The 12082-nt window shown below is 59.2% G+C and carries 8 protein-coding genes; 3 read left to right on the top strand and 5 right to left on the bottom strand.

Annotated features, from left to right (window positions below):
• Positions 1–2 precede the first annotated feature (2 nt).
• Together PMI30_RS16440 and PMI30_RS16435 are read left to right on the top strand one after the other, a co-directional pair.
• A complete protein-coding gene (locus PMI30_RS16440) occupies positions 3–3647 on the top strand; it encodes a transporter substrate-binding domain-containing protein (RefSeq protein ID WP_008009382.1) in 3645 nt (1214 codons plus the stop codon).
• Positions 3648–3696: 49 nt separating this feature from the next.
• Positions 3697–6642, top strand: coding sequence for an HD domain-containing phosphohydrolase (locus PMI30_RS16435; RefSeq protein ID WP_008009384.1), 2946 nt, complete (start codon positions 3697–3699; stop codon positions 6640–6642).
• On the opposite strand, the gene PMI30_RS16430 is transcribed toward PMI30_RS16435, so the two are convergent.
• Both PMI30_RS16430 and PMI30_RS16425 read right to left on the bottom strand, forming a co-directional pair.
• The gene (locus PMI30_RS16430) at positions 6643–7125 is read right to left on the bottom strand and encodes a GAF domain-containing protein (RefSeq protein WP_007940023.1); all 483 of its coding nucleotides are present in this window, start codon (positions 7123–7125) and stop codon (positions 6643–6645) included. It abuts the gene before it with no gap.
• Positions 7122–8012, bottom strand: a complete 891-nt coding sequence (locus PMI30_RS16425; protein ID WP_007895040.1) for an ATP-binding protein — start codon at positions 8010–8012, stop codon at positions 7122–7124. Before PMI30_RS16425 ends, PMI30_RS16430 begins: the two co-directional genes overlap by 4 nt.
• A gap of 154 nt (positions 8013–8166) precedes the next feature.
• Between PMI30_RS16425 and PMI30_RS16420 the strand changes: the two genes are divergently transcribed.
• Positions 8167–10488, top strand: a complete 2322-nt coding sequence (locus tag PMI30_RS16420) for a hybrid sensor histidine kinase/response regulator (RefSeq protein WP_008009387.1) — start codon at positions 8167–8169, stop codon at positions 10486–10488.
• Here the strand turns inward: PMI30_RS16420 and PMI30_RS16415 are convergent.
• The 3 genes from PMI30_RS16415 to msrB form a co-directional block, all read right to left on the bottom strand.
• Positions 10472–10933 (bottom strand): MarR family winged helix-turn-helix transcriptional regulator, encoded by a 462-nt coding sequence (locus PMI30_RS16415; RefSeq protein ID WP_008009390.1) that lies wholly within the window; start codon positions 10931–10933, stop codon positions 10472–10474. The genes PMI30_RS16420 and PMI30_RS16415 overlap by 17 nt on opposite strands.
• The gene (locus PMI30_RS16410; RefSeq protein ID WP_008009392.1) at positions 10930–11415 is read right to left on the bottom strand and encodes a glutathione peroxidase; all 486 of its coding nucleotides are present in this window, start codon (positions 11413–11415) and stop codon (positions 10930–10932) included. Before PMI30_RS16410 ends, PMI30_RS16415 begins: the two co-directional genes overlap by 4 nt.
• A 187-nt stretch (positions 11416–11602) precedes the next feature.
• The gene (msrB, locus tag PMI30_RS16405) at positions 11603–11998 is read right to left on the bottom strand and encodes a peptide-methionine (R)-S-oxide reductase MsrB (protein WP_008009393.1); all 396 of its coding nucleotides are present in this window, start codon (positions 11996–11998) and stop codon (positions 11603–11605) included.
• Positions 11999–12082: the final 84 nt, after the last annotated feature.

A 12082-nucleotide genomic window follows, 5' to 3' on the forward strand; every position in this document is an offset into this window, starting at 1 on the left:
GGATGCCCAGCCGTTTCAAGGATTATCTAATACTCATGGCCGCGGGTTTATGCCTGAGCACCTCAGTACTCGCGGCTCAGACGGCCAGCGAGCACTACACCCTGCTCAGTCGCTCGACGGCCGGGCACATGGAAGTCCAGCTGGATACCTCACAACGACAATGGGTTAAAGACAAACGTGAATTGATCCTCGGTACATCGGCCCCGGATTATCCTCCTTTCGACCTGACCCTCAGCGGCCATGACTATGAAGGTTTCACCGCCGATTACGCAGGTATCCTCGGCAAGGCCATAGGGTTGCCGGTCAAGGTTCAGCGCTTCGCATCCCGGGGGGCCGCGATCGAGGCGCTGGAAAAAGGCCAGGTCGACATGCTCGGCACTGCCAATGGGTTCGAGGCCGACAATGCCGACATTGCCCTGTCCACGCCTTATGCGGTGGATCAACCCGTACTGGTGACACGAGAAGGAGAAACCAGATCGCTGACCGATGGACTTGCCGGCATGCGGCTCAGCATGGTGTATCACTATCTGCCTCTGGATGAGGTCAGGGCGCTGTATCCGAAAGCAATCATCACCTCCTATCCGTCCTACCAGAATGCAATCAATGCGGTTGCCTTCGACCAGGCCGACGTTTTTCTCGGCGATACCATTTCAACCCACTACATGATCAACAAGGGGTATCTGAACAACATCCGCATGGCCAACTTCGGTAAACACGAAGCCCATGGTTTCAGTTTTGCCGTGCAAAAGGACAACCCGGATCTGCTCGGGATTATCAACGCGGTACTCAAGGCCATCCCCACCAGCGAGCGAGAAAACATCGCCAAACGCTGGAGTGCCGGCAGCGACATTCTTCTCACCGATCACAAACTGCAACTCAGCCACCGTGAAGAACGCTGGCTGGCACAACATCCGGTCGTGCGCGTCGTGGTCAATGAAGCGTTTGCGCCGCTGACGTTTTTTGACAGCGACGGCAACTTTCGAGGTGTCACGGCTGATCTGCTCGAGCTGATCAGATTGCGCACCGGTTTGCGTTTCGAAATCCAGCGCAGCCGAAGCGATGACGCGATGATCGAGCAGATCGCCAACCATCAGGCTGACCTGATCGCCGCCCTGCTTCCCAGCGTCCAACGTGAAACCACACTGAACTTCAGCCGCCCCTATCTGGAAAACTCCTTTGTGCTGCTGACGCGCAAAGCGGCCGACAGCCCGACAAACCTTACGCAATTGCAAGACAAACGCCTGGCCATCGCCCAAGGCAATCCACTGGTGGATTACCTGCGCAGCGAGTTTCCGCGGATCAACCTGGTTGAAACCCCGGACACGTTCAGTGCCGTGGAGTTGCTTGCCGAGGGCCAGGCAGAAGGTGCGGTAAACTCACTGGTGATCGCCAACTACTTCATCTCATCGAGGATCTTCGAACAGACACTTCAGATCAGCACCACCATCGGCACCCGACAGGCAGCGTTTTCCCTGGCAACCGGGCGCGACGCCAAGGAACTGAATGCCATCCTCGACAAGGCACTGTTGAGCATTGCACCGGAAGAGCTGGGCATCATCAATAACCGCTGGCGCGGCTATTCAGCGGCCTCGCAAAGTACCTGGCGCAACTATCACCGTGTGTTCTATCAGATCGTTATCACTGCCGGCGTGTTACTGCTGATATCCATTGCCTGGAACGCCTATATGAGGCGCCAGATAAAACAGCGGCAAGCGGCCGAGCGCGCCTTGAACGATCAACTGGAGTTCATGCGATCACTGGTCAATGGCACGCCTCATCCCATTTATGTACGTGATCGCCAGGGATTGCTGCAAAGCTGCAACGACAGCTACCTGGAAGCCTTCCGTGCAAAACGCGAAGACATCATCGGTAAAGGCGTCATACCGGGCACCCTTGGCAATGCCTTCGAAGCACGGGAATATCAGGCGGATTACCAGCGCGTCATGGCCGAGGGGACGCCGCTGATTCTCGACCGTCCGTTGCACATCGACGACCGCAAGCTGACGATCTATCACTGGATTCTTCCCTATCGCGACTCGAGCGGCGACGTGCAAGGCATCATTGGCGGCTGGATCGACATCAGCGAACGGCGGCAACTGTTCGATGAACTGCGGGCCGCGAAAGAGCAAGCCGATGCTGCCAACCGAGCTAAAAGCACCTTTCTGGCGACCATGAGCCATGAGATCCGCACGCCCATGAATGCAATCATCGGCATGCTCGAACTGACGCTCAAACGTATCGATCACAGTCATCCGGATCGACCAGCCATCGACGTCGCGTACCACTCGGCGAAAGACCTGCTGGAATTGATCGGGGACATTCTCGATATTGCGCGCATCGAATCCGGACGCCTGAGCCTGAGCCCGGAGCGCGTCAACCTGGCTGAAACCGTAGCCTCGGTGGTGCGAATTTTCGACGGGTTGGCCCGACAGAAAAATCTCGGACTGCAACTGGAGTTCAGCCCTGCCAAACCTGCGACCGATGTCGTCCTGGACCCGATGCGCTTCAAGCAGGTGCTGTCCAATCTGATCAGCAATGCCATCAAGTTTACGCAACAGGGCCAAGTCAGGATCAGCGTCGAGTTGCAGCCAACCGACGAGCCCGACCGGGTCCAGTTGCAGTTGCGGGTTGAAGACAGTGGCGCAGGGATCAGCGAACAGGATCAACGGCGATTGTTCGAGCCTTTCGTCCAGGCCGATAACTGCGGCCAGTCAGCCAGAGGCGGTGCGGGTCTGGGCCTGGTGATCAGTCGCAATCTGTGTGAAATGATGGGCGGCAACCTGCAATTGAACAGTCAGCCGGGAGTCGGCACACAGGTCCGGGTTTCGCTGAACCTGGCCACCCTGCCGACAGAACGGATGCCGGAACCTGCCGAGCTGCAAATCCACCCGAGCACCGCCCCCTTGAACGTGCTGGTGGTCGATGATCACCCGGCCAATCGCTTGCTCATGTGCCAGCAGCTGGAGTTTCTGGGGCATCGGTTCAACGTCGCAGCGGATGGCGAGGCGGGGTTCGAGGTCTGGAAGAATCAGCCATTCGATCTGGTGATTGCCGATTGCAACATGCCAATCATGAATGGATATGAGCTGGTCCGTGCCATTCGCCAACATGAACAGCACCTGCAGTGCCCTCCCTGTACCGTTCTGGGTTTCACCGCCAACGCGCAGCCGGAGGAAAGGCAACGCTGCAAACTGGCCGGGATGGACGATTGCCTGTTCAAACCCCTCAGCCTGACAGCCTTGAGCCAATGGGTCGAAGGCATCACGCCGACGGTCCGCGAGCCGGCCTTCAGTCTGGAGGGGCTGCACCTGTTGACCGGTGGCAACCCGACACTGAACCAGCGATTGTTGACCGAACTGCTTAACAGCAACCGCCTGGACCGCACAGCGCTGCTGGCGTTATCCGAGTCAAAGGACCGGCAGTCACTCCTCGACATTGCCCACAAAATCAAGGGCGCGGCCCGAATCGTCCAGGCATCCCGACTGATCGACAGCTGCGAGGCACTCGAACAGGCCTGCAATAACAGGCTCCACCACGATGAAGTGGCCGATTGCAGCAAATCCATGGAGCGCGCCATGCTCGAACTGGAGCAGGCATTGCAACAACAGATGGCACGCCATGACAAAAGCAGAATGAAGGAGCATTAACTATGCTTGGGGGCTGAGCAGTGTGTTAATCATCATGGAGAAAGCTGCAATGCCCAGCCCACTGCGCCCGGATCAACGCCGGTTCCCTCTGCACATCCATATCAGCGTGATGTTCACCTTCCTGTTGTTGCTGACCGGGGTGGTACTGGGCATTTTCAACTATCGGCAAACCACCCAGATCATTCTTTCCAGCAGCGAAAAGCTCTTCAACCGCATCGAGCAGGATGTCCGTCTGGACCTGCATCGCACCTATCAGCCGATCCGTCATTTGCTGAACCTGCTGGCGGACAATCCAGCGACCCAGGCGCCCGACCTTGAGCAACGCGTGGCGTTGCTCAAGCCCTTCAGCCAATCGCTCAAGGACAACCCCGATCTGGCCTCGCTGTACCTGGGCTATGGCAATGGCGACTTCTTCATGGTTCGTCCTTTGCGCACCGACGCCCTGAAAACGCTGGTCAAGGCGCCGCAGACGGCGGCGTTTCAGGTATGGAGCATCGAGCACCCAGGCAGCGGTCAGACCCGCTCCCAATCATTGTTCTTCGATCAGAACCTGGCCCTTATCAGCCGTCAGGACAACCCCGACGAAACCTACGATCCCCGTACCCGCACCTGGTTCTCCAGCGCCCGCAGCGACCGTGATCAGATCACCACCGAACCCTACCTTTTTTTCTCCACCCACAACGTCGGCACCACACTGGCCCGGCGCAGTGGCGAGCATGCAGTGATGGGGGCCGACCTCACGCTGGCTGAACTGTCGGCGACCCTGGCCAAACATGTGGTGACCCCCAATACCGAAATTGTGCTGTTCGATGCCGAGGGCAATGCCATCGCCTACCCCGACAGCAGCAAACTGATCGTCGACGACCAGACTGCCCGGCTGGTCAAAGCCGCCGACCTGAGCCCCAGCCTCGCGGCCCTGCTCACAAGTCCCGCCGAGGTCAATCGCCTGAACACCGCGGGCCGCCAATGGATCGTGGCGCGTAGCAGCATCCAGGAGGGTGGCCCGCAGGGACTGCAACTGGCGCTACTGGTGCCGGAGGATGAATTGCTCGTCGATGCCTACCGTATGCGCTGGCAAGGCGCATTGATTACCCTGGCGACGCTGTTGTTGTGCCTGCCGATGGGTTGGCTGACCTCGAGAGTCCTGGTCAAACCCTTGCGCGCCCTGGTGCAGGAAGCCGATGCGATTCGCAGTTTCGATTTCAATTTTCCGGCCTCCCGTCGCTCGCCGGTGCTTGAAGTCGACCAACTGAGCGTGTCGATGGCGCGCATGAAAGACACCCTGGCGAGTTTTTTCCAGATTACCGACAGCCTGAGCGCCGAGACCCGTTTCGCCCCGCTGCTGCAACGGGTGTTGTTTGAAACCGTGAAAATCGGCCAGGCCCAGGCCGGTCTGCTCTACCTGCGGGAAAGTGATGACGATCGCGTGGAGCCTCATGCGCTGGTCATTAACGGCAGCTCACAGGCATTGTCATCATTCGATATTCAAGGACACACGCCTCAGGATCCGCTGAGCCCTCAATGGATGCAGGAGCTGTCGAATACCAACAATGTTGTCAGCCACCTCGGCTTCGAACAGGCAGGGGACCTGCAGAAGGTTTTGCTCGCGCTGGAGTGCCCTCGGGTTCATCTGATCGGTATCCGGCTGCACAATCGTCATAACGAAACCGTCGGGCTACTGGTCCTGCTGCTGGCCGACAGCGGCACGCAAGACGACCTGGAAAAACTTCGCCCGGACCGCATCGCGTTTCTCCAGGCCGTTTCCGGTGCAGCCGCCGTGAGTATCGAAAGTCAGCGCCTGCAAGCCAAACAGAAACAGCTGCTGGACTCTTTTATTCAACTGCTGGCTGGCGCGATCGATGCCAAAAGCCCCTATACCGGCGGGCACTGCCAGCGGGTGCCAGCACTGACGCTGATGCTGGCGCGGGCTGCCGCGGCCAGTCAGGACCCGGCCTTCAGCAGCTATCGGCCCACCGAAGATGAGTGGGAAGCCCTGCACATCGCTGCCTGGCTGCATGATTGCGGCAAGATCACCACGCCTGAATACGTGGTCGACAAAGCCACGAAGCTTGAGACCCTGAACGACCGCATCCACGAAATCCGCACCCGTTTCGAAGTGCTCAAGCGTGATGCCTGGATCAACTATTGGCAGGCTATCGCGCGAGGAGGTGACGAGCAGCCTCTGGCGCAATTGCGCGATACGAGCCTGGCGGCGCTGGATGATGATTTCGCATTTGTGGCCCACTGCAACTTGGGCAGCGAGGCCATGGCCGAGGCCGATCTGCAACGCCTGAACACTATCGCCAAACGCACCTGGACCCGAACCCTGGACGATCGACTTGGGGTTTCATGGGAAGAGAATCGTCGCCAGGCCCGGACCCCAATGCCGCCCCTGCCGGTCAGCGAGCCGCTGCTGGCCGATAAACCCGAACACTTGCTCGAACGCGCCGACAGTGAACTGATCCCGGCCGACAATCCGTGGGGGTTCAAGCTCGACGTACCGCGCTACAAGTACAACCGGGGCGAGCTTTACAACCTGAGCATCACCCGAGGCACCCTGACCCGTGAGGAGCGTTACATCATCAATCACCACATGGTGCAGACGATTCTGATGCTCAGTCACCTGCCCTTCCCCGGCCACCTCAATAACATCGCGGAGATCGCCGGCGGCCATCACGAAAAAATGGACGGCACCGGTTATCCCAAACGCTTGAAGCGCGAAGACATGAGCCTGCCGGCGCGGATGATGGCGATTGCCGATATTTTCGAAGCGCTGACCGCCGCCGATCGCCCCTACAAGAAAGCCAAGTCCTTGAGCGAAGCGCTGGGCATCATGGCCACCATGTGCCGTGACGCCCACATTGACGCTGAATTGTTCGGGCTATTCATCAACGACGAAGTCTACTTGCAGTACGCCAACTGTTTTCTCGACCCACGACAGATTGATGCGGTCGACCCGTCAAGCCTGCTGATCAAGGCGGGCTTGATGGCCTGATCAGCAGTCGGTCAGACGCAGGAAAATCGCCGCCAGTTGCTCGATACCGGCCTGATCGTCAGCGGTAAAACGCGCGAGTTTCGGGCTATCGAGGTCCAGTACACCGATCAGTCGACCGTCCTTGACCAGCGGCACCACCAGTTCACTGTTCGAGGCACTGTCGCACGCGATGTGCCCAGGGAATGCATGTACGTCTTCGACCCGCTGGGTCTGCAAGGTGGCCGCCGCCGCCCCGCACACACCGCGACCAAACGGAATCCGTACACAGGCGATCTGCCCCTGAAACGGGCCAAGCACCAGTTCTTCGTTGCGATTAAGGTAGAAACCGGCCCAGTTCAGGTCATCGAGCTGGTTGAACAGAAACGCCGAAAATTGTGCGGCGTTAGCGATAAAATCACGCTCGTCCGCCAGCAGCGACTCAAGCTGTGCCCACAGCATGCCGTAGCCCTCCAGGCCCTGGCCGCTCTTTTGTAAATCGATCATGCCTTGTGCTCCAACAGCTTCAGCCCGACCCAATAACGGGCAAATTGATACGCGCAACGTCCGTTGCGATTGCCCCGGCCCGTGGCCCAGCGCACTGCGAGGATGTCCAACTCTTCGTCACGCTGCCACTCAAGGCCGGCCTTGTCGGCCAATTGGCCGATCCAATGCTCGACGACGTTAAGGAAATGCTCCTGAGTAAACGGATAGAACGACAGCCACAGACCAAAACGGTCCGACAGCGCGATCTTGTCTTCCACCGCCTCACTGGGATGGAGTTCGCCATCGACCCTTTTCCAGTTCTCGTTATCGCTTTCCTTTTCCGGCACCAGATGGCGACGGTTGGAGGTGGCGTACAGCAGAACGTTGTCTGGCGCCTGTTCGAGCGAACCATCGAGCACGCTCTTGAGCACGCGGTAATCGCCCTCGCCCGACTCGAACGACAGGTCATCGCAAAACAGCACAAAGCGCTGAGGCAACTTGGCGATCTGCTCGACCACGCGCGGCAAGTCCGCCAGGTGATCGCGTTCGATCTCGATCAGCCGCAGGCCGCTCTTGGCGTGTTCCGACAGCAAGGCGCGCACCAGCGACGATTTACCGGTGCCACGCGAGCCCCAGAGCAAAGCGTGGTTGGCCGGCATGCCGTCGAGAAACTGGCGGGTGTTGCGGCCCAGTTGCTCCAGTTGTCGGTCAACGCCGATCAAGTCGGACAAACGCGTGTCCAGGCTGACTTGCAGCGGCAACAGAAAACCGCTGCGCCCCTCGCGCTGCCAGCGTGCGGCCAGGCAGTGCGTCCAGTCGATGGTTTGCCGAGGCGCGGGCAGCAGCGGCTCGATACGGGCCAGAACGGCATCGGCGCGTTCAAGAAAAGCATTCAATCGGGAATCCACGTCTTCTCCTCGGGCACGTTCACGGTAATGATGGCGGTACAACGACGAAACACAGCACCTACACCCCCTACAGGTGTTTTGCGAGAACATCGGTATCCATTGATGATCGACTATGCTTGAGCAGCGAAGGGAAACGGAAGTGGTTCAACATCCCATGGATATCAAGTTCAGCCACCGGCTGTCGTACAAACAAGCCAGGATTACGGTGCTGGCCGGTTTCATTCTGGGCACGCTGCTCAGCCTGCTGCAAATAGGCATCGATTATGCCAGCGAAGACGCCTCCATCAACCGCGAAATACTGTCCTTGCTGGAAATCAGCCATAACCCGGCATCCCGCATCGCCTACAACATCGATGCCGAACTCGCTCAGGAACTGGCCCTGGGTCTGTTGCGCTCCCCGGCAATCATCGGCGCGCAATTGATCGACAACAACAATACCGTGCTGGCCGCCGTCAAACGTCCGGGCCTGGAAAACAATGACCGGATGATCAGCGACTTCCTGTTCGGCGCCAACCGGCAGTTCGAAGACCGCCTTTATCTCGACCACTTGCCGGAAGAATCCCTCGGGACCTTGCGCCTGGAAGTCGATACCTACACCTTCGGCAGTCGTTTCCTGCGCCGGGCCGAAGTGACCCTGCTCAACGGCTTCGCGCGCAGCCTGATTCTCACAGGCATTCTGCTGGCGCTGTTTTACGTGATGCTGACCAAACCGCTGGTGCGGGTTATCCGCGAACTCAGTGGCCGTGATCCGCGCAGTGCGGAACCGACGTTGCTGGAGTGTCCGACGGGGCATGAAAACGATGAAATCGGGGTCTTGGTCGAAGTCGCCAATCAGCAGTTCGAAAATATCGCCACCGAAATCCAGCAACGACGCAACGCCGAAAACCGCCTGACCGACTACCTCTCGCAACTGGAAAACATCGTCTCGGCCCGCACCGCGGAACTCAAGGCGATCAATACCCGCCTCAGCCAATCCAACGAGGAATTGGAAGTCGCCCGCAGCACTGCCCTGGACATGGCCGAAGCGCGTTCGGTGTTCCTGGCCAACATGAGTCATGAAATCCGCACGCCCCTCAACGGTCTGCTGGGGATGATCGCGCTCTCGCTGGACGGCCCGCTCAATGCCGAGCAGCAGCAACAGCTGTCCATCGCTCATGACTCGGGCAAAGTGCTGGTGGAACTGCTCAACGATATTCTCGACCTGTCGAAGTTCGATGCCGGCCAGCTCGAACTCGAACACATTCCATTCGACCTTGGTTCGCTGATCGAAGATACCGCCAACCTGCTGTCCCAGAACGCCGCGCCGAGTGTCGAGCTGGCATGCCTGATCGACCCGCAATTTCCCGCACTGGTGCTCGGTGATCCGACCCGGGTCCGGCAGATCGTCAGCAATTTGTTGTCCAACGCCCTCAAGTTCACCCGTTTCGGGCGGGTCGATGTGCGTCTTTCAACGTTCGAAGACGGTGTACGAATCGAAGTCTGCGACACTGGCATCGGCATCGCCCAGGATGCGCAGGTCAAGATCTTCCAGCCGTTCACCCAAGCCGGTGCCGGCATTACCCGGCAATTCGGCGGGACCGGGCTGGGCCTGGCGCTGACTTATAGCCTATGCGAAGCCATGCAGGGGCGTCTGACGATCAGCTCGGAAGCGGGCTTCGGCAGTCAGTTCTGCGCCGACCTGCCCCTGCCCTGCCATACCCGGGCCATTTCCCCGGCAGCACTGCGGGGCAACATCGTCGCGATTACCGCCGCCAGCAGCGGTCTGGCGGAACTGTTGAGCAGTCTGCTGCCCGGCTGGGGGCTCGACTATCAGCAGCGCTCCATCGATGACCGGCTAATCGGCCTGGAGCCGGATGTACTGATCACCGATTGTCCCGAATGCCTGTTTGGCCTGCGTCCTACCTTCACCGCGCCGATTCTGTTGGTGACCGCTTACGGCAGTTTCCTGCCTGGTGAGCAAGCCAACGCCCTGGCGCCTTTGCAGCAGCAGGCGCGGCCTTTGGCGCGCAACGCGCTTTATCAGGCATTGCGGCGGATCTTGCAGCCGGAACTCACCACGATCAACGGTGCCCGGATCGAAGCCATCTCACCCCAGCGACGCGGACGCATCCTGCTGGTGGAGGACAATCCGGTCAATCAGTTGGTGGCCAAGGGCATGCTCGGAAAACTCGGTTGCGAGGTGAGCGTCGCAGCCCACGGCGGCGAAGCGCTGGATCAGCTTGAGCAGAGCGAATTCGATCTGGTGCTGATGGACTGCAACATGCCGGTGATGGATGGCTATGAAGCCAGTCGGCAGATTCGTCGCAGCGGGCGCTGGCCACAGTTGCCCATCGTCGCCCTGACCGCCAACGCCATGTCCGAAGAACGCGAACGCTGCCGCGCGGCGGGCATGAGTGACTACCTGGCCAAACCTTTCCGCCGGGAAGAACTGGCCGCCCTGCTCGACTTGTGGATACCCACTACGACAGCGCTTTGATTTGTCCCAGCAGGTGATCGAGGCCATCGCGCAGATCATTCAGGCGATCAAGATCGACGCCGCTATCGCACAACAACCGGGCCTTGAGGGGCCCGACCTGATCGCGCAAAGCCTTGCCGGAGGGCGACAGGCTCAAGTGCACCTCACGCTCATCGCGCGCCGAACGCTGACGCTGCACCAGCTGCAGTTGCTCAAGGCGCTTGAGCAGCGGCGTCAGGGTCCCGGAATCCAGCGCCAGGCGCTCACCCAAGGCCTTGACCGTCGGCTGCTCCGGCGCCGTCTCCTGCCATTCCCACAACACCAGCATCGCCAGGTATTGCGGGTAAGTCAGGCCCAACTGATCGAGCATCGGCTTGTAGGCACGGATCACCGCCCGAGAAGCGGCGTACAGCTTGAAGCAGAGCTGACTGTCGAGTTTCAGCGAATCAACTGACAACGTGTTCATTTGAGCAGGGCTTCGATCTCGCGGCTCAGGTCCTGCGGCTTGGTCGCCGGAGCGAAACGCTTGACCAACTGGCCGTCCTTGCCGATCAGGAATTTGGTGAAGTTCCACTTGATGCCTTGGGAACCCAGCACGCCCGGTGCGCGCTTTTTCAGCTGAACGAACAGTGGATGGGCGTCGGCACCGTTCACTTCAATCTTCTTGAACAGCGGGAAACTCACCCCGTAATTCAACTCGCAGAACTCGGAAATCGCCCCCTCGTTGCCCGGCTCTTGTTTGCCGAACTGATTGCAGGGAAAACCGAGCACCACCAGGCCTTGATCCTTGTAGGTCTGCCACAACTCTTCGAGGCCTTTGTACTGCGGGGTGAACCCGCACTTGCTCGCGGTGTTGACCACCAGCACCGCTTTGCCGGCGAAATCGGCCAGGGTCTTTTGCTCGCCCTTGATGGTGGTGCAAGGGATGCTCAGCAGGTTGTCGCTCATGGCACGAACTCCGAGTGAAGGAAGAAAGACCAAACATAGCGAGCAATTGAATTGTGTGCAATTTAAATTGTGAGACGCTGATCCTCTGTAGGAGCGAAGCTTGCTCGCGAAGGCGTCTTAACATTCAACACTGATGTTGACTGACCCGACGCCTTCGCGAGCAAGCTTCGCTCCTACGGGGCTCGCATTACGAGCGGGGAACCAGGTCCAGGCACACCGAATTGATGCAATAACGCAGGCCAGTGGGCGGCGGACCGTCCGGGAACACATGCCCAAGGTGCGCATCGCACTTGGCGCAGACCACTTCGGTGCGGATCATGCCGTGGCTCACATCACGGATCTCGACCATGGCGCTGTCGCCGATCGGCGCGTAGAAGCTCGGCCAGCCGCAACCGGAATCGAATTTGGTCTTGGAGTCGAACAGCGGCGCGTTGCAGCAGATGCAGTGGTAGACACCGTCGGTTTTGGTGCCGTTGTATTTGCCGGAGAATGGCCGTTCGGTGCCCTTGAGGCGGCAAACGTTGTACTGCTCCGGATCGAGCATTTCACGCCATTCTTCCAGGGTTTTCTGCAACTTTTCCATTGTTACACCTCAGCAGCTGAAAAAGCCCGATCTGTACCTTTTCCACGGATCGGGCGGCACGTATGATTGCGCCTCGTCAAACGC

The organism is Pseudomonas sp. GM50 (assembly GCF_000282375.1).
Lineage (GTDB): Bacteria > Pseudomonadota > Gammaproteobacteria > Pseudomonadales > Pseudomonadaceae > Aquipseudomonas.

Excerpts from the sequence above, each read along its gene's own strand:
- PMI30_RS16420 (WP_008009387.1), top strand. The coding sequence starts at position 8,167 with ATGGATATCAAGTTCAGCCACCGGCTGTCGTACAAACAAGCCAGGATT.
- PMI30_RS16415 (WP_008009390.1), bottom strand. The coding sequence starts at position 10,933 with ATGAACACGTTGTCAGTTGATTCGCTGAAACTCGACAGTCAGCTCTGC.
- PMI30_RS16440 (WP_008009382.1), top strand. The coding sequence starts at position 3 with ATGCCCAGCCGTTTCAAGGATTATCTAATACTCATGGCCGCGGGTTTA.
- PMI30_RS16435 (WP_008009384.1), top strand. The coding sequence starts at position 3,697 with ATGCCCAGCCCACTGCGCCCGGATCAACGCCGGTTCCCTCTGCACATC.
- PMI30_RS16430 (WP_007940023.1), bottom strand. The coding sequence starts at position 7,125 with ATGATCGATTTACAAAAGAGCGGCCAGGGCCTGGAGGGCTACGGCATG.
- PMI30_RS16410 (WP_008009392.1), bottom strand. The coding sequence starts at position 11,415 with ATGAGCGACAACCTGCTGAGCATCCCTTGCACCACCATCAAGGGCGAG.
- msrB (WP_008009393.1), bottom strand. The coding sequence starts at position 11,998 with ATGGAAAAGTTGCAGAAAACCCTGGAAGAATGGCGTGAAATGCTCGAT.